General features: G+C 51.8%; 13 protein-coding genes. 11 read left to right on the forward strand and 2 right to left on the reverse strand.

Translation table 11 applies throughout. The annotated features are described in order from the left end of the window. Nucleotides 1-1,226 precede the first annotated feature (1,226 nt). Nucleotides 1,227-2,315, forward strand: coding sequence for an acyltransferase family protein (locus B9A24_RS08675; protein ID WP_084444778.1), 1,089 nt, complete (start codon nucleotides 1,227-1,229; stop codon nucleotides 2,313-2,315). A gap of 1,147 nt (nucleotides 2,316-3,462) precedes the next feature. Here B9A24_RS08675 and B9A24_RS08680 read toward each other — a convergent pair. After that, nucleotides 3,463-4,710, reverse strand: coding sequence for a site-specific integrase (locus B9A24_RS08680; RefSeq protein WP_084444779.1), 1,248 nt, complete (start codon nucleotides 4,708-4,710; stop codon nucleotides 3,463-3,465). A gap of 578 nt (nucleotides 4,711-5,288) precedes the next feature. On the opposite strand from B9A24_RS08680, the gene B9A24_RS08685 reads away from it, so the two are divergent. The 4 genes from B9A24_RS08685 (at nucleotide 5,289) to pgl (ending at nucleotide 9,697) form a co-directional block, all read left to right on the forward strand. Then, nucleotides 5,289-5,705 carry an EamA family transporter gene (locus B9A24_RS08685; RefSeq protein ID WP_084444780.1) on the forward strand — a complete coding sequence of 139 codons (417 nt, stop codon included), beginning with the start codon at nucleotides 5,289-5,291 and terminating at the stop codon, nucleotides 5,703-5,705. A 137-nt stretch (nucleotides 5,706-5,842) separates the two neighbouring features. Then, on the forward strand, nucleotides 5,843-7,384 hold the full coding sequence (gene gndA / locus B9A24_RS08690) for an NADP-dependent phosphogluconate dehydrogenase (protein WP_234997127.1): 1,542 nt from the start codon (nucleotides 5,843-5,845) through the stop codon (nucleotides 7,382-7,384). A gap of 38 nt (nucleotides 7,385-7,422) precedes the next feature. Next, nucleotides 7,423-8,937 (forward strand): glucose-6-phosphate dehydrogenase, encoded by a 1,515-nt coding sequence (zwf, locus tag B9A24_RS08695; RefSeq protein WP_084444782.1) that lies wholly within the window; start codon nucleotides 7,423-7,425, stop codon nucleotides 8,935-8,937. Then, nucleotides 8,924-9,697, forward strand: a complete 774-nt coding sequence (gene pgl / locus B9A24_RS08700; RefSeq protein WP_084444795.1) for a 6-phosphogluconolactonase — start codon at nucleotides 8,924-8,926, stop codon at nucleotides 9,695-9,697. The genes zwf and pgl overlap by 14 nt, the downstream gene beginning before the upstream one ends. Here pgl and rpiA read toward each other — a convergent pair. Beyond that, on the reverse strand, nucleotides 9,665-10,438 hold the full coding sequence (gene rpiA, locus B9A24_RS08705; protein ID WP_084444783.1) for a ribose-5-phosphate isomerase RpiA: 774 nt from the start codon (nucleotides 10,436-10,438) through the stop codon (nucleotides 9,665-9,667). The two genes, pgl and rpiA, sit on opposite strands and share 33 nt — an antisense overlap. A 939-nt stretch (nucleotides 10,439-11,377) precedes the next feature. Here rpiA and B9A24_RS08710 point away from each other — a divergent pair. From B9A24_RS08710 to B9A24_RS08735, 6 genes are all read left to right on the forward strand, one after another. Further along, the gene (locus B9A24_RS08710) at nucleotides 11,378-12,775 is read left to right on the forward strand and encodes an undecaprenyl-phosphate glucose phosphotransferase (RefSeq protein WP_084444784.1); all 1,398 of its coding nucleotides are present in this window, start codon (nucleotides 11,378-11,380) and stop codon (nucleotides 12,773-12,775) included. Between the two features lie 400 nt (nucleotides 12,776-13,175). Continuing rightward, entirely contained in the window at nucleotides 13,176-14,033 is an 858-nt protein-coding gene (gene rfbF / locus B9A24_RS08715) for a glucose-1-phosphate cytidylyltransferase (RefSeq protein ID WP_084444785.1), read from the forward strand. A gap of 78 nt (nucleotides 14,034-14,111) precedes the next feature. Further along, nucleotides 14,112-15,200, forward strand: a complete 1,089-nt coding sequence (locus B9A24_RS08720; RefSeq protein ID WP_084444786.1) for an NAD-dependent epimerase/dehydratase family protein — start codon at nucleotides 14,112-14,114, stop codon at nucleotides 15,198-15,200. A 64-nt stretch (nucleotides 15,201-15,264) separates the two neighbouring features. Then, entirely contained in the window at nucleotides 15,265-15,807 is a 543-nt protein-coding gene (gene rfbC, locus B9A24_RS08725; protein ID WP_084444787.1) for a dTDP-4-dehydrorhamnose 3,5-epimerase, read from the forward strand. Between the two features lie 124 nt (nucleotides 15,808-15,931). Then, a complete protein-coding gene (locus tag B9A24_RS08730) occupies nucleotides 15,932-17,254 on the forward strand; it encodes a class I SAM-dependent methyltransferase (RefSeq protein ID WP_084444788.1) in 1,323 nt (440 codons plus the stop codon). Between the two features lie 126 nt (nucleotides 17,255-17,380). Then, nucleotides 17,381-18,733 carry a DUF4910 domain-containing protein gene (locus tag B9A24_RS08735; RefSeq protein WP_084444789.1) on the forward strand — a complete coding sequence of 451 codons (1,353 nt, stop codon included), beginning with the start codon at nucleotides 17,381-17,383 and terminating at the stop codon, nucleotides 18,731-18,733. Nucleotides 18,734-18,746: the final 13 nt, after the last annotated feature.

An 18,746-nucleotide genomic window follows, 5' to 3' on the forward strand; every position in this document is an offset into this window, starting at 1 on the left:
TAGTATATAATATTTAATATGCTCTTAGCGGGAATTTCTGTTCCTACTCTCGTGCTACCCCCAATCAGCCGAGTCGGCGGTTTTACCCTATTTGTTTAACAACACCCGTCTTACTGGATATGATTGGGTCTTGTCACATTACTTAAACCAACGGTCATAATAGGTGACAGAGTCGTGTAGCGTTTACAAACGTCGGTGTAAAAGGTGAAAAGCGGAGCAATACTAAAGAAGGACAATCGGCTAATAAGGCTTTTTCATGCGCAAGCGAGTTGCCTCGGTCTGGCTGCGCTGAAGTTCACTTTCGTGGGTACCCTGCTCGCCCAGACCCGGTCCGATAGGCCTAAGGCATGACACAAGGATAAACTGGATAGACCCGAGCGCCGAGGCGGTAGCGTATGCCCGTGTCGCCAGTGGGCTGGGCAAGCTGAAAACGGGTATCTTTATCTGATAATCAAGCCGTTTCGGATGACCTAGCTCCCCGCCTTCTTTATGGAACAGGCGGAAGCCAACGCCCACGTATTGGGGGGAGCGCGGACCAGATAAACGAGGAGCTGCCCGCCCGGCTGGCCCGCCTACCCCCCGACGACCGCCGGTCCCTAGCCCCTTACGGGCACCTGTGGGTGCGGGGCCGCATGGCGGACTAAGTGGAAGGGCGTTTGCCCCACGCTCACGCCCCGGACCAGTGGTTTTGCCTGACCCCTTCTTACCAGACGGGCGGATCCTAGTGGGTGGTACGTTACGGGATATTAGTGTCCAGAAAGCCTAGCAGCAGAATGCCGACCGCTTCAACGCCCGCAAGAATGCCGCGCTGGAAATCCTGTCCCACGATCTGAGCGGCTCGTTTGCCCTGGTATAGCAAAGTAGTTGCTTTATGTAAAAAGACCCCGCCGTTAACACGGCGCAGTCTTTTGTTGTGCTGCTTTTTGGCCGACCTTAGTATTTAAGTGCGTTTTCAGCGGTTAAGTAACCCGTTGGCACTACTCAGCCAGAAGGCGATGGAGCAGGGGCGGGACGTGGCAGGGGCTGCGGGGCCGCAAAGGGTGGCAGTTTGCCGGTGGTCATCCGGCGCCTGACAGTCACCGCCCAGGTTATTCGTGTTGTTCGAGTAGAAATTATATTTTTTAAAATATCTATATAAAAATACATTAATAAAAATAAAATTATATAACTATGTTTACATGCTGGAATTCGGTTTGTAGGGTCAAACCCGTAATGCTCACCCCTCTATGCGATATATTGCCCAACTAGATGCCATGAGGGCCATTGCCATCATGTTTGTATTAATCAATCATACCTTGCCCAAAAGCCACCCGCTGTTTCAACTATCAGATAAAGTTTCCGGGCCCGATATATTTTTTACAATCAGCGGCTTCTTGATCACGGCGCTGCTGCTTAAGGACCGGAAGGCAGTGACTCTCCAGCGCCTAACGAAGCCCGGCGTCTTCCTAAACTTCTTTGTAAAAAGGGCCTTCAGAATATATCCTGCCTATTATTTGCTGGTGGCAGTGGATTGTATGTTGAAAGGGGCGTCGGCGGCCAGTTACGGCAACTATTTATATTTCACTTCCAACTTTGTCATCTATCAGCAGCAGGACTGGGGGCCGCTGTCGCACTTGTGGACCATGGCGGTCGAACAACAGTTTTACCTCTTGTGGCCCTTTGTGCTGGTGTTGCTACCGCGGCCGTGGTTGCCGTTCGCTATGGCGCTATTTGTCGGCATAGGACTCTACAGCCAGCGCACCCTGCCAACAACCGGCTTCAGCCACGTGCTGCCGCAAACCTGTTTTGATGCCTTGGGCCTAGGCGCTTTGCTGGCCTGGGTACTGATAGAAAAACCCCAGTACTTCGACAAGGTATACCGAGGCCTTTGTGTGCTGGCGTTGAGCAGTGTGGCCCTGATGATTGGGAGTAGCGCGTTTAACCTACATCCGCCCCTCCAGCAGCGTACGTTGGTGGCCTTGCTGGTCGTGTGGCTCATTGGCTACTTCGTGTCGCTGGGGGAAAAGGAAGGGGGCGTGTTGAACGTCGTATTCACGAATAAAACCTTGATTTTTATCGGCAAGATTAGCTACGGCATTTACCTGTACCACCTGACGGTACTGTATTGCTCGTACCCCCTGCTCAACCGGCTGAATAGCTATCTTCCTTTTTATGAGAGGTGCGCTTATGGCTACTGGGTAGTAGAAACCCTCCTGCTAATCTTTGCGTTGGCGTGGTGCTCGTGGAAATACGTGGAGTTGCCGCTCAATGCCCTGAGTAAGTACTTGGTGAGTAAGAAGACAACGCCGCCCCGTGCGGCCCCTGCTGCCGTCTAAGACAGGGGTTGCTGTTGAAGGCAAGAAAAGCCGCTGATTCCGTTCTATTTCGGTCGTACTACCGGCCCGCGTGTTGTCACGGCGTAGCGCTCGGCGGATTGATACGAAGGCAGCCCTTGCGTGGCAGGGGCTGCCCCTTGTATTGCCCCAGCCCATTCTTAGGAGGAATGCCGGCACGAGGGTAGAAAACGCGGGATTCCAGGCGGGGTTCAGCAAGTCATGCTTTTTGGAACATCACTGTCGGTTAACCAGTTGAGCAGGCCAAGGCTCAAAAGCGAGGTCTAATAAGTAGGTTCAGAAAGAGAAGTGTTTCTTTTTTTATGACCCCAACTTTCTGAACTGGCTTAAACAAATTCTTTCTTGGTCGAACAACCATGTACTAGCTCAAGCAGTAAAAACAGGCCTATACAGTAAGCAGAGGCAGCTTTTGTCTACATTTGTTTACTTATACGTCCGTATTCGTAGACAAGCATAAGGCTATTCGACAGCTTCGCAAAGCCATCAAGAGCAGCGACAAAGCATCTTTTACTGACGTCTACAAAACCAATGTCCAATAATCATTGCCCTCACGGATTTCCTAGCATGAGGGAAGAACGCCCTACATACCCATACGGAGGAAACGCTTCCTACAGGGCCACGGCCAGTTTCCCTAGCCGCTGAATGGCCTGTGGACCGTACCCCGTGGGTGATCAGCGCGTCGTACACCGCTTTCGACAGCACGAGTTCTCGCCCGGTAAACGTTTCTTCTATTGGCCTTCCGGAGCCTGGGGTCACCGCTGTTCAGCCTGAGGGCTGGCATTCCGGGTGCCCCGTACGGACCAGCATAGTCATGAGATTGCGTAGCGCCTTGTGGTAGTGGCTTATCAGGTACTGTAGGGTCATCGTCACCGGCGCACGCTGCTCTTCCGTGGGCAGGGGCTGTTGTTGACTTAGCCTGTAGCTCAGCTGTAGGGCCCAGAGTCACTGCTCCAGAGCCCTGCAGCTGTTCAGAGTTTGAAGGCAGCATTAGCTGAAGCCATCCTTTCTTGAATAGTATTGGGACGTTCAGGCATTTACAGAAAAATCATTTATTGTGTTGACTTTGAATGCACCCAGCAAATTTACCTTGGTCAATTATGTCGGTTGTTTTAAGAAAAGTGAGTAATCTCTACTTCTCCAACAAATAATCTTGTCCATTTATATAATCTCCGAACTCCTTTTGCACCACGGCATCAGTTATTTTGAGGTAGCGGTGCAGGGACTTATAGTCTTTATGACCTGTTATCCGCATCACGACCTTGGGCCGCATACCTCCCTCCAGCGCCAGCGTAACGAAGGTGCGCCGGGCGGTGTGGGTACACACCAACTCATGTTTGGGACGGGTAGTTACTTTACGCACTTTTCCCCGGAGCTGAGTAGTAGTAGTAAGGGAGGTGAGACGGGCTAGCTGAGCAATATGCTTTAGATCCTCATTGCTCTTTTGATTGCTCTTCACCGGTAGGGCATGGGTAGCGGAGCCGCCAGCGTACTTGCGCAGGATCGTTTGCACCAATGGCGAAAGCGGCACCTTCAGAAAATCAGATGTTTTGAGGGTGGTGAGCAGCACAAATTCATTTTGTATCTGCTCCGGCCGTAGGGCCTGCACATCCGAGAACCGCAGGCCCGTCTCGCACTCAAACAGAAATACGTCCCTAGTTTGCTCTAACCGGGGTAAGTAGTCAAGGTTAAGAGTTGCTAGCGCAGTCTTTTCAGCGCGAGTGAGATATACTACCTCTGGTTGCAAATCCTCCAGCTTGCGGAATCTTTTGAAGTGAGCAAACTCATGCATTCCCTGTTCAAAGGTGGCATTCAAAAACGCCTTCAGGTATTTGACGTTATTGTTGACAGAGGTATTAGCTATACCGACTGTACCCAATAAGTAGTTTTTAAACGCTTCGCAAAACGCGGTATCTACATTGCTAAACTCAAGTCGGAGACGCCGCAACTTTGCGTACGCTTTGAGATGGTTGAGCAGGGTTCGGTAGCTTTTGACCGTGCTCTCGGTCTTGTCGCGGCGGCTAGCTTCAATCCATTGCTCCAGCAACTCGAGTAGTCCGACCGGGGTATCTGCTTGCGGGCCACCTATTGTTAAGGCAACTACCTCTCGTAACTCCTCACTGGTGAGTAATTGCCCTTTCGAGGCCGACGCAAGGGCAGCGGCGTCAAGTCGTTCACTGAGTAGTTTTAATAAGACATTAGTTTCTGGGTGATTGGGATAATTGCGCCGATACTTTTGCGCCTTGGTATCCCAGTGACCAGGTAGTACCGTGAGCGGAAGGTAAATCTTGCGGCGTTTTCCTTCCAGGTAGCAGGCCGCATAGATTGCGGTTTCACCGGCGGCATTGCCGTCCGTTAAGTAATACTTAGTGCGTAACATAGCTTAGAGCGGAAGGTGAATAGTCTAAGGTATATGGTAATGTTCACGGGACAACTCACGGGACAAAACTTCTGAACTTCCCTGGCTTTACCCGTTTCTACTTGAACCATAAACTTGCTTTAAACTGCATTTAAAGCCTTTTTAAGACGGTATAGAATAAGGTAGGTGATGAATGTTCGATTCCAAGTGGGCCCACACGTAAGAAGCCTAATGCACTCATATCTAGTGGATTAGGATTCTTGCTTTATAGTGCTGTGAATAACTGCCTGATCGAAGTTATATAGAAGGGCCTACGCCCAATTTCATCGAGACAACAACACCTCATAGAAGAAGCTCAGCCTTGACGATGTATATACAGAAGCTGTCTAGGATTTCATAGACCCACCTTTTGTGCGCTGGTAGTAGCAAGCCAATTCTGGTTTGTTCGCTCAGCTGTAGCTACCACCAGAAGGGCCTCCTTGCAGTAGCGCAGTCCACAAACTCCGCAGTTCAGTTGGGGGGCAAATTTGACGTGGCCAGGCAGCGTGGGCCCGCGTAGAAGGAGATTTTCACGGCTATTATTCTGTTCGGCTCCTGCTATGTGGTGGATATTTGCTCTGCTGTCCGCGCTCTTTGCGGCTCTTACCGCCGTGCTGGCCAAAGTCGGAGTGAAAGGCGTCGACTCTAATCTGGCTACTGCTGTGCGCACGGTGGTCGTTTTAGTGCTGGCTTGGGGTATCGTAATCGCGCGTGGAAGCTTAGGTCAGCTACACTCCCTCACGCGCACCAATTGGTTGTTTTTGGGTTTGTCGGGTGTGGCTACCGGCTTGTCGTGGATCTTCTATTTCCGGGCTTTGCAGTTGGGAAAGGTGTCGCAGGTAGCGCCCGTCGATAAGCTGAGCGTGGCCCTGGCAATCGTCCTCTCTATCGTGTTTCTGGGCGAAAAGCTCACCTGGCAGGCCGGAGTAGGCGCTACGCTCATCATCATGGGTACGCTGGTACTTATTTGGGAATAATCAGGTAAAATTACCGGTCGTGTTACAACGGCTCGACGCTAAGTACCGTTTGCCTTTTGTAGCATAGCGTTTCTAACGCAAAAGGCAGTATATCTTCCTGCCACTATTGATCTTTCTTTCGCTTATACTTACCTGCCATGCAGGACAAGCCCCAAGCACGAAAACCACCGATGATGAGCACAACGCCGACTAAGTATTCGTTTGGAATGATTGGCCTGGGTACCATGGGCCGCAACCTGCTCCTGAATCTGGCCGACCATAGCTTTGCCGTAGCTGGCTATGACAAGGATGCGAGCAAAATAAGCCTGCTGGCCGAGGAAGGGGCCGGCAAGCCGGTGCAGGGCTTCACCGATCTGGCGCAGTTTATCGACAGTATTCAGACGCCCCGATCCATTATGCTGCTGGTGCCGGCTGGCAAAATCGTGGACAGCGTTATTCAAGAGCTCAGCCCCCTGCTAGCCCCCGGCGACATTGTTATTGATGGTGGCAACTCCCATTTTTCGGACACCACGCGCCGCGCGGCCACTCTGAAAGCGGCCGGATTCCATTTCTTCGGCATGGGTATTTCGGGCGGGGAAGAAGGTGCCCGTTTTGGCCCCAGCATGATGCCTGGTGGTGATAAGCAGGCCTATCAGGTAATGCAGCCCATGTTTGAAGCCATAGCGGCCCGCGTAAACGATGAGCCCTGCGTAACTTACATTGGGCCCGGAGCCGCTGGCCACTTCGTGAAGATGGTCCACAACGGCATCGAGTACGGCCTGATGCAGCTCATCGCCGAAACCTACGAGGTAATGAAACGGGGCGCGGGCCTCGATAACGCCGCCATTGGTCAGGTGTTCGCGCAGTGGAATACGGGCCGCCTGCAGTCCTTTCTGCTGGATATAACCAAAGACATTTTCGTCTACCGCGCGCCCCACACCGACCATCTGTTACTCGACGATATCAAAGACGAAGCGCGCTCCAAAGGAACTGGTATGTGGACCTCGCAGGTAGCAATGGAGCTGGAAGTACCCATTCCGACCATCGACACGGCCGTGGCCATGCGCAACTTGTCCAAATACAAAGCCTTGCGGGAGCAGCTAGCTACTTTATATAGCAATCCGGCGCCAACCACATCGGCAGCCGTAGATACTGAGGCTTTTCTTAGCAACCTGGAGCAGGCCTTTTACTTCAGCATGGTGGTCACGTATGCCCAAGGCATGCATTTGCTGGCCAAGGCTTCCAAGACCTATGAGTACGGATTGCAGCTAGCCGACATAGCCAGGATATGGCGTGGGGGCTGCATCATCCGCTCCAGCTTTCTAAACGACATCTTCAACGCCTACCAGCAGAACCCGGCGCTGGAGCATCTGCTGCTGGATGCGCAGGTAGCCGCAGTAGTAAACCAGGCAGTGCCTGGCACTCGCGAAATAGTAGCGGCAGCGGCTCTGGGGGGCATTTCTTTGCCGGCCTATACCGCTTCGCTCAGTTACTTCGAATCCTTCCGCAGCGCCCGCCTGCCCTCAAATCTGATTCAGGCTCAGCGCGATTATTTCGGCGCACATACGTACGAGCTTATTGGGCACGAGGGCGTGTTTCATACCCAGTGGACGCCGCTGCACGAGGACGCTGCCAACAAAAAGTCAGTCCAGGAGGACCCTGAAAAGAAAAGCGAGGAGAAAGTAATTCCTAACAAGTAGGCAGCCGCCATTTATTAACTATTCGCCAAAACCTACGCATGAGCTCCAGCAAGAAAAGTCAGCCCACCATCTTCGTCATCTTTGGCGGCACCGGAGATTTGAACGCCCGCAAACTCACGCCCGCGCTTTATCATCTGTATTTGGATGGCTGGCTGCCCGAACACTTTGCCATTATCGGCAGTGGCCGTACGGCCCTAACGGATGAGGAGTTCCGCACCAGGCTGCTGGATGGTATCAACCAGTTCTCGCGCAGCGGCAAGGCTGATAAGGATAAGTGGAAGGAGTTTGCCCAACATATCGTCTATCAAGCGGCTGATGTGCAGGATGCCGCCACGTATAAGAAGTTTGGCCAGCGCATTGAGGAGTACCAGAAGGAGTGGAGTGTGCAGCCCAACGTAATTTATTACCTGGCCGTAGCCCCCGAGTTCTTCCCGACTATCGCCTCCAACCTGGCCAAAAGCAAGCTCGCTTCCGACACTAATTGCACGCGCATTGTTATCGAAAAGCCCTTTGGTCACGATCTGGAGTCGTCGCGGGAGCTGAACCGGCTGCTGTCCCATATTTTTGACGAGCGGCAGATTTATCGCATTGACCATTATCTGGGGAAGGAAACCGTGCAGAACATCATGGCTTTCCGCTTTGCCAACGCCCTCTTCGAGCCGCTCTGGAACCGCAACTACATCGAGCATGTGCAGATTTCCGTGACCGAGCAGCTGGGCGTAGGCGAGCGAAGCGGTTACTACGACGGCGCGGGCGCCATGCGCGACATGATTCAAAATCATTTGCTCCAGCTACTGTGCCTGGTGGCGATGGAGCCGCCCGTCAACTTTACCGCCGATGAGGTACGCAACCGTAAAGTAGATGTGCTGCGGGCTATGCGCCGGTTTACGCCGGAGGACATTCGCGAGTCGGCGGTGCGCGGGCAGTATGCTGCCGGCTGGATGAAGGGTGAGCAAGTGCCAGGCTATCGGGAAGAGCCCGGAGCCAACCTAAAGTCCAATACCGAAACCTTCGCCGCAGTAAAGTTCTTCGTGGACAATTGGCGCTGGCAGGATGTACCATTTTATGTGCGCACCGGCAAGCGCATGCACCGCTCAGCGTCCAGCATAACAATCCAGTTCAAAGACGTTCCTCACTTTGTTTTTCCGCCCGAAACCGCGGAAAGCTGGCAGCAGAATCGTCTGGTTATCAGTATTCAGCCCGAAATGAGCATTCGCTTGCAGGTTCAGGCCAAGCGTCCCGGCCTCGACATGATGCTCAACACCGTGGATATGGTGTTCGATTATAAGGGCACCTACACCAGTCAGGCCCCGGAGGCTTACGAAACCTTGCTGCTGGATACTATGCTGGGCGACCAGACCCTGTTTATGCGCGGCGACCAGGTGGAAGCTGCCTGGGATTTGCTCATGCCCATCCTGAACTCGTGGCAGGGCCGGGCCAGCCAGAGCTTCCCCAACTATTCGGCCGACTCGTGGGGCCCAGAAGTAGCCGAGGCGCTCATCGCCCGCGACGGGTTCCACTGGTTTACGCTCCCCCTCAATGGCACTGAATAACAACCCCCAGCTGCACATTTATCCCACGCCCGATGAGGTGCTGGCCAGCTTGGCCGATTACTTCGTTGAGCTGGCCAACCAGGCTATAGCTACGCATGGCCGGTTCTCGGTGGCGCTGTCGGGGGGCAATTCTCCTAAGAAACTCTACGAGCTACTGGCGTCTTCCCCATACCGGAGTCGAGTGATCTGGGAAAAGGTCGATTTCTTTTTCGGCGATGAGCGCTACGTGCCCCACACCGATCCTGAAAGTAATTACCTGCTAGCTAAGAAGACCCTTTTTGCCCCCCTGCACATAGCTTCGGCGCAGGTATTTGCGGTTGATACCGCACTTTCCCCCGCTGAGGCGGCCCGGCGGTATACCCAGACTATTGAGCACTACTTCGGCTCAAAGAAAGCGCGCTTTGACTTGGTACTGTTGGGACTGGGCGACAACTCTCATACTGCTTCTCTATTTCCGCATACCACGGTGCTACAAGAGGCTGGGGTAGGGGCGAAGGAGGTTTTTGTGGAAGAGAAACAAGCCTACCGCATAACGCTCACAGCGCCTTTGATTAATCAGGCGCAGGCTGTTGCTTTTTTGGTGTATGGAACTGACAAAGCTGCTGCCGTACAACGTGTATTAACCAAAGAGCGCAATGTAAAGGAGTTTCCAGCCCAGCTTATTGCTCCGGCTTCAGGCGAGCTGCACTGGTTTCTGGATGCTGATGCCGCTGCTGAGGTGCAGAAGCTAAAGGGAAGTTGGACCAGCCTCTTTGGGTAGCTCTCCAAAACTTGCTGCATCTGCGGGCTCAGCGCTAGGCCGTAGCAAAAGCAGCTGGTCTCCTTCTGCCACGATTGCCGCGCTGGCTAAGCCCAGAAACAAGCCATGCTCTACAATACCTGGAATGTCCTGAAGCTGAAGAGCCAGCTGATTAGGATCGGGTAAGCTTTTGAAATGGCAATCCACCAGTATGTTGCCTTGGTCGGAGTGAGCCGGTTGGGGGGCTTTTTTCTTGTCCAGACGCAACTTAGGATTTCCCCCAAGCAATGCTACGGTATCCAGCACCCAGGGCAGCGCAAAAGGCACCACTTCCAGAGGCAATGGAAATTGTCCCAGCTGCGGCACCAGCTTCGATGAGTCGGCAATTATCAACAGATAGTCAGACGATGTTGCCAGTACCTTCTCGCGCAGCAGGGCGCCTCCACCGCCTTTAATAAGTGTTAGTCGTGGGCCAATCTCATCGGCCCCATCTACGGTCAGGTCAAAGCGCAACCCGCGTCGGGGCTCTAGTAAGGGAATGCCCGCGCGCCGAGCCAAAGCTTCAGTGGCCAGCGAGGTAGCCGTAGCCTGAATCTGCAGCTGTCCGCCTCGTAGCGTCTGGCCGAGCAATTGAATGAAATAAGCCGCCGTACTCCCACTGCCTAACCCAACCAGCATGCCATCGCGCACCCAGCGCAAGGCTTGCGCCGCCGCACGTTGTTTTTCCTTATCCAGTCGGTCTTGTTGTTCGGTGTCTGACATGCTCCCCAATTACAAAGATGATTCTTGATTTACGACTCCGTTCCAACTATGAAGCTGATAAGTCCGGAGCCCCAGCGCCACAAAAACCATAAACCACTAAACTTACTTTCTAGGCGGTTTTTTTGAGTACCTATTTCACCCGCGGCATAGCAGCCGGCCCAGCCTGTGTACCCGACATCAAAAGCAACAGAAGCGGGCGGGCGCTGACTCTGATTGGCATGCCAATCAGAGTCAGCACCCGTTACCCTCGTTTGCCCGAATAATAGAAGCCCGACAGCTGTCTGGGCAGTTGCTAAGGCCTTGGTTAAAGGTAGAACCAGTTTATCGACACTAACTCAAAGACAATTCGTTTCCTCAGAGCCAACAGGCTGCCGGGGCATAAAGTAGGGACTAAAAGGTCGCACCAAGCTGGGAATTCTAGGAGTATTTAAGGCAAGAAAGAAAATATTTTGAGCCATTTCTACCCTATTTGCACTGCTATAGAATTTATTTCAAGCTGTAGGCATATGGTCATTTCTTTCCTAGTATCGTGTACAGCTAATATTATTACAAGCTATGAATGAGCACCTTATAGCTGGTAATTAAACTGGATGAGGTCATGTGCTCGGGCTTAGCTTACCTCCATCTACTCTTTTAACCACTAAGATTAAGACCTAAACGACTTGGTGGTATCAATTTTGACAGAAATAATATGAAACCTTATAGGAGGTTGTGAGTAAAAGGACATAAAATCACTAAATAATATAGTAAAATGTACTTTTTACTGGATTTACTAAAGTCAAAGCACGGAATGTTATTATTGTGTTAATAACTTTTTATCTTTTTAAGATAAAAAGTTATAAAAAATATTGTTTTAACTACAGAATGCTTTAACTTTGTATTCGTACAGGACCAATAAACACTGTCTACTCATCGCCTACTGCCTACTTGTACTAACTCATGGAACGCTATAAACACTACACTGATGCTTCGCGCATCATCTTGCCCGTGGTGGACGTGCTCATCATCTTTGGCGCCTTTCGTCTCACTGGTTTCTTTGTATTCGATAGCTGGGAATTCAACAGCTATTATCCCTTCTTCTTTGCTATTTTTGGGCTTCTGTGGTGGATTTTGTCTAAGGAGTATGCTAATATCTATCGGATAGACCGGCTGATAACGTATCCTGAGAAGCTCCTTTACCTGATTCGCACCTTCCTGATTCACGCTGGCCTAGTGCTGGCCGGTGCCATGCTGTTCAATACCGAATGGTTGATGGTGCGCTACTTAGTATTAGTATATAGCCTGTCGGTAGTAGGTGTAGCTCTTGGGCGGTTTCTGCTCGCTTTCGGTTACCGCGTATACTGTACCCGCATTGCTCGGGCTCACACGAACTTCATCATCGTAGGTGCTGGCAATAGTGGACAGGAGTTGCACCGCTTTCTGGAGTCTCATGACCCGATTGGCAACAAATTCCTCGGTTTCTTTACGGATGAGCAGGTTAATGGCAATCTGAAATCATTGGTAAAAGGCTCAGTAGCAGACTTAAAAGAGTTCTGCTCGAAAACGCAGGTGGATGAAATCTATTTCGCCATGCCTCTCGATCAGCGCGAATTGATAGAGGACCTGTCCCGCTTCGCCGACGACCACTTCCTTTCGTTCCGCATCGTACCCGACTTTAGTGGTACGGTTCGGCAGGATGTGAATGTTTACTTCTACGACCATATGCCCATTCTCACCATTCGGAATGAGCCGTTGGGAATGCGCACCAATCAGGCAATGAAGCGCCTTTTTGATCTCTTTTTCTCCCTGACAATTATTGTTACTGTGTTTCCGGTAGTCATGGGGATGTTAGGCTTACTGATCAAACTTGATTCTCCGGGTCCAATCTTCTTCAAGCAGTTGCGGCCCGGTAAGCGTAACCAGCTTTTCCCTTGCTATAAGCTGCGCACCATGCAGGCCAACCACGGCCAGACGGAGTTGCAGGCTACCAAGAACGACATGCGTATCACTCGCATTGGCAAATACCTACGCAAGTACAACCTCGATGAGTTGCCTCAGTTCTTCAATGTATTGATGGGGCAGATGTCGGTAGTAGGTCCTCGGCCTAATATGCTCTCGCAACTGGAAGAATACTCTAAGCACATCCGTACCTATCAGATGCGCCATGCTGTAACCCCAGGTATCACGGGCTATGCTCAGGTGAATGGCTATCGTGGCGAAACCCGTGAGGCTGGCACTATGGAGAAGCGGGTTGAGTATGATCTGAAGTATGTGCAGAACTGGTCATTCGGTCTGGACATGAAAATCATCTTCCAAACGGTTTGGAATATGGTTCGCGGCGAGAAAAACGCCTACTAAATTATATCTGGGGGGCAAATGGCCCTTGGATCTGAGGACTATCACTTCGCGTAAAGGCCCCTGTCACGTTCGTACGACTATCGTCGGCAACTGTGATAGGGGCCTTTTCTATGTAGCTGTAGGTGGAGTTAGAATAACTGAGGTAGTGCTATCAAAGCATTAGTTCATATTTCCTTTTTCTAATCAGACAAAATTGTAAAACACGTTTCTTCGCACCGAGAAGACCAAAGGTTGAGCCATATGAGTTGTTATAACGTTGAACTCCTGCCGAATTAAAATGCAAAACAGTAGATAATACTATAACTATATCTCTTATGAGCAAGTAATTTAGCAGAGCCTCTCTGTGATGGAGTAATATTTGCTGATTTCTTTCTTTATCTCCCTTCTTACATTATTTCTCATGCAAGCAGTTATACTCGCCGGTGGCTATGGCACTCGTATCAGCGAGGAAAGTGGCGTCCGACCGAAGCCAATGGTTGAAGTGGGCGGCAAGCCAATTCTGTGGCACATTATGAAGATCTATGCCCATCATGGTATTACAGACTTCGTGGTGTGCTGTGGCTACAAAGGCCACCTGATCAAACAGTATTTCGCTGATTACTTCCTGCACAACGCCGACGTAACATTTCGTCTGGATCGCAATGAGATGACGGTACATCGCAACCGGGCCGAGCCTTGGACCGTGACTTTGGTCGATACGGGCGAGGAAACCATGACTGGGGGGCGTTTGCGCCGAGTGCGTGACTACCTGGATGGCAATACTTTTTGCCTCACCTACGGAGACGGAGTAAGCGACGTGAATGTTCGCGAGACTATTGCTTATCACCAGCAGCAGGGAGCTTTGGCTACACTAACAGCTGTGCGTCCGCCCGGTCGCTTTGGTGTATTTAATCTCACTGACGATAGCAGCTTAATTTCAAACTTCACTGAAAAGCCAGAGGGTGGTGAGTCGCCTTGGATCAATGGGGGATTCTTTGTCCTGGAGCCACAAGTACTGGATTACATTCAGACTGATTCAACAGTGTGGGAAAAAGGCCCTCTGGAGAAGTTAGCCGCTGATAACCAGCTGGTGGCCTATCGTCATACTGGTTTCTGGCAACCTATGGATACGCTGCGCGACCGTAACCTGCTGGAGGAAATGTGGGCTGACGGTAAAGCCAAATGGAAGGTATGGAATGATCAGCCTTCCGGCGGCCACGCCGCTTCTATTCCTGGGCAAGAATTGTACGTAGCTCAGCCTTCTGTATTAACAAAATAAGTGTCGAGCACTAAGTAGGCAAGCTACCTGATAGGTAGCTGCCTTTACACCATAGTAGTGCACAATTCCGCAACTGATATGAAACCGCAACGCATTCTGATCACCGGTAACATGGGCTACGTGGGGCCCGGCGTCGTACGCCATCTGCGAAAGGAGTTTCCCGCGGCAGAGCTGATTGGATTTGATATGGGCTTTTTTGCCCATTGTCTTACGGGCACTGGCCGCTTACCTGAGTCACGCCTCGACCGCCAGCATTTTGGTGATGTACGCGACTTGCCTACAGAGTTACTCCAAGGGGTAGATGCCATTGTGCATCTGGCAGCTATTTCCAACGACCCAATGGGCTCGGCGTATGAAGAGGTAACCCTAGCGGTAAATTATCAGGCGGGTATCGGGCTGGCACAAAGAGCAAAAGCAGCCGGTGTGCGCGCTTTTGTATTTGCCAGCAGCTGTAGCATGTATGGAGCCGGAGGCGAAGGTGCTAAAACCGAGACGTCAACTCTGAACCCACTTACGGCTTACGCGCGCTCTAAAGTATTAAGTGAGCAGGAGTTGGCGCCCTTGGCTGATGCTGATTTTTGTATCACCTGTCTGCGCTTCGCCACTGCCTGCGGGTGGAGCGACCGTCTGCGGTTAGATCTGGTGGTCAATGACTTTGTAGCCGGGGCGGTAGCTGCCGGTGAAATCCATATTCTTAGCGATGGTACGCCGTGGCGGCCGCTTATTCATGTGCAGGATATGGCGAGAGCTATTGAATGGGCCATCAGCCGCGCGGCTGATGATGGCGGCGATTTCCTGGCCGTAAATGCGGGTTCTGATCAGTGGAACTACCAGGTGCGTGAATTGGCGGAAGCAGTAGCTGCTGCCATTCCGGGCACCGCTGTCAGCTTGAATGCTGCCGCGCCGCCTGATAAGCGTTCGTATCGCGTCGACTTCAGCTTGTTTCGACAATTAGCCCCCCAGCACCAGCCGCAGCGTACGTTGCCCGACACCATAGCCGAGTTGCGCGATGGGTTGGTGAGCATGGGCTTCCACGATACCAGCTTCCGCTCTTCGCAACTCATGCGACTGCAAGTGCTTGCTGCCCTGCGTGAAAGCGGGCAGCTAACAGTTGATCTGGAGTGGGCTGATGCATCGATTGTCACTGCTGAACCAGTAAGCGCTTAGATTTTCTTGTACTGAAGCACCAAAAAGAGTGATTCGTATTCAGGTGATTTTATTCGATTAGGCAATGATTTTTACTGAAACTAAGCTAGCCGGCGCTTTTATCATCGATATGGAGCGTTTGTCGGATGAGCGAGGTTTTTTTGCCCGCTCGTGGTGCGAGGATGAGTTTGCCGCACGCGGCATTCATCAGCTGCCCCAGCAGGCGAGTATATCCTCAAACCCCAAGCGCGGCACGTTGAGAGGCATGCACTATCAAATTGCCCCCCACGGCGAGAGCAAGCTCGTGCGCTGCACAAGGGGAGGCATTTATGATGTAGTTGTGGATATGCGCGAGCAATCGCCTACGTACGGGCAGTGGATAGGAGTGGAGCTGACCGCTGACAACTTTCGCATGCTGTTTGTGCCGGAGTACTTTGCGCATGGCTTTATTACCCTGCAAGATAACACCGACGTAGCGTATCAGATATCGGCCAAATATACGCCCGATGCTCAGCGAGCCTTGCGCTGGAACGACCCAAGTATTGGAATCGAATGGCCTGTTGAACCCGTGCTGCTTTCTGAAAAAGATCGTAACCATCCCGATGTTCAGATAGCAGTCAGAATGTAGTAAGGCAGGGGTTTTGACGACAAGCTTTACCCAGGTTGTAGGGCGGCCAGCAATCTGCAATTGAAACACAGTTTGGATCGCTGATTTACTTTTTTAGATTTTAAACGATTTTTCTCCCCACATTATGGGAATATCTATTCCATCATCCACCGCTTCTGCCTTGTCCACGCCTGCTCGTGCAGTTGAAGAAGCGCACCCTGAATTTGCGCCGCCACCCGCTAGTCCATGTCGGTTCTGTGGTACGCCTCTTACCCACACTTTCGTCAATCTGGGCACGTCACCCCTGTGTCAGAACCATGTGCGGCCGTCTGAGTTTAATATGGCCGAGCCTTTTTACCCGTTGCATGCCCGTGTGTGCAAAGAATGCTTTTTGGTGCAACTGGATGAATTTGTTAGCCCCAAGGAGGTTTTCAACGACTACGCTTACTTTTCTTCCTATTCGGTTTCATGGCTGCGCCATGCTCAGCGCTACACCGATATGGCTGCCGAACGGTTCAACCTCAATTCCAGTAGTCTGGTAGTTGAAATTGCCAGCAACGACGGGTATCTGCTCCAATATTTCGTGGAAAAAGGTATTCTTGTGCTAGGGGTTGAGCCCGCAGCCAACGTAGCGGAACATGCTCAAGCAAAGGGCATCAATACGATGGTGCGCTTCTTCGGCCGGGATACGGCGCAGCACATCGCAACAACAGTGGGCCAGGCTGATCTGCTGTTGGGCAACAACGTGTTAGCTCACGTACCCGATATCAACGACTTTGTGGGAGGAATGCAGGTGCTGCTCAAGCCCGAAGGCGTCATCACCATGGAGTTTCCGCACCTGCTACGCCTGATCGAGGGAAATCAGTTTGATACGATTTATCACGAGCACTTCTCCTATCTGTCGTTTAATACGGTTGAGCGCATTTTCGCGCATCATGGCCTCACGCTGTTCGATGTGGAAGAGGTGCCAACTCATGGTGGGTCGCTGCGCATCTTTGCCCGCCACACCGCTCATGAGGCCCAGTTGGTAACTGAGCGGGTTGCCGAATTGAGGGAGCGCGAAGTAGAAGCAGGCATCCTTGATTTAGCGTTGTATGCAGCCTTTGAGGAAAAGACAAAAGAAACCAAACGCAAGCTTCTGGACTTTCTGATTGAGGCCGCGCGTGCGGGCAAAAAAGTAGCTGGCTACGGCGCGCCCGGCAAAGGCAACACCCTACTCAACTACTGTGGTATCCGCACCGATTTCATGGAATATACAGTCGATCTGAGCCCGCACAAACAGGGTAACTTCCTGCCCGGCACGCGTATTCCTATTCTCCACCCCAACCATATTAAAGAAACTAAGCCTGACTATGTACTGATTCTACCCTGGAATCTGCGGGAGGAAATCATGGAGCAAATGGCGGAGGTTCGTAGCTGGGGAGGCAAATTCGTGGTGCCTATTCCGGAGGTTAAAGTTTACGACTAAGCTAACTTATTATAATAGAGAAGCTGAGGAGGTGGTAACAATAGAATACGAAAAAGCCCCCCAGCTTCTCTGTAACGATCTTACCGGCTTAGGGTAGCGTTCAACTTACGTTTGCTGTTTCTCCCCATGACTTCTCCACTATCCAAAAAAGCCCCCCAGGCTTCCTCAGCAGCTACGGGAAGCGCTGAGCAGCCAAGAACGCCGTTTGGGTTAGTGGAGCGGTTGTTTCCCATCTGCCGCAGCATTACCGGCAATGGCGTGCGCGAAACGCTGGCTATTCTGCGCGAATATTTACCTGAGCTGGTAGTTCATGAAGTGCCCAGCGGTACGCCTGTTCTCGACTGGACGGTGCCGGCCGAATGGAACATTCGGGATGCGTGGGTTAAGAACGAGAAAGGGGAGAAGGTTATTGATTTTCGGCAGCATAACCTGCACGTACTCAACTACAGCACGCCTGTGCGGAGTTGGTTTACGCGCGCTGAACTTGATGAGCACTTGTTTTCGCTGCCTGACCAACCTGACCTTATCCCATATCGCACTTCGTATTATCAACCCAACTGGGGCTTCTGTCTTGCCCACCACGACCGCCTAGCTCTCCCTGAGGGCCGCTATGAGGTTTGCATCGACAGCACTCTGGATGCGGCGGGTGCCTTAACCTATGGGGAGCTATTGTTGCCCGGTAGCAGCCAGGAGGAAGTGCTAATCTCCTGCCATTGTTGTCATCCGTCGCTGGCCAATGATAATCTGTCGGGTATTGCGGTGGCTACGTTTCTGGCTCGGCACTTAGCGGAACACCCCCGCCATTTCTCGTATCGGTTTGTGTTCATCCCAGGCACCATTGGCTCTATTACGTGGCTAAGCCGAAACACAGAAACCGTCCAGCATATCCAGCATGGGTTGGTTGCTACGCTGTTAGGCGGTCCTGGTAATTTTACCTACAAGAAATCGCGCCGCGGTGCTGCCGATGTCGATCGGGCCGTGGCAGTAGTATTGCGTGATTCACGTTTACCGCACGAGATACGCCCGTTTTCGCCCTATGGCTACGATGAGCGTCAATATTGCTCACCTGGTTTTAACCTACCCGTCGGTTGTCTTTCACGCACGCCTTTTGGGGAGTTTACTGAGTACCACACCTCCGCCGATAACCTCGATTTTGTGCGTCCCGAACACCTAAGTCAGGCTATAGATATATTTAGTCAGGTGAGCAACGTGCTCGAAACCAATAGATACTACCGCAATCTAAGCCCGTATGGCGAGCCTCAACTGGGCCGTCGTGGGCTCTACAAAGGTGTTGGCGGTGGTACGGAGGGCGCCGATTGGCAGATGGCAATACTTTGGGTGCTCAACCTGTCCGACGAAGAACATTCTCTGCTTGCTATAGCGGAACAATCTGGCTTACCCTACAGGCTAATCGAGCGAGCCGCCGCTGCTTTATTGGCTTGTGACCTGCTCGCGCCAGTCACACAGAGCAGTAAGTGAGTTTTACTAAATT

Origin of the sequence: Hymenobacter roseosalivarius DSM 11622 (assembly GCF_900176135.1) — a bacterium.
GTDB classification, from domain to species: domain Bacteria; phylum Bacteroidota; class Bacteroidia; order Cytophagales; family Hymenobacteraceae; genus Hymenobacter; species Hymenobacter roseosalivarius.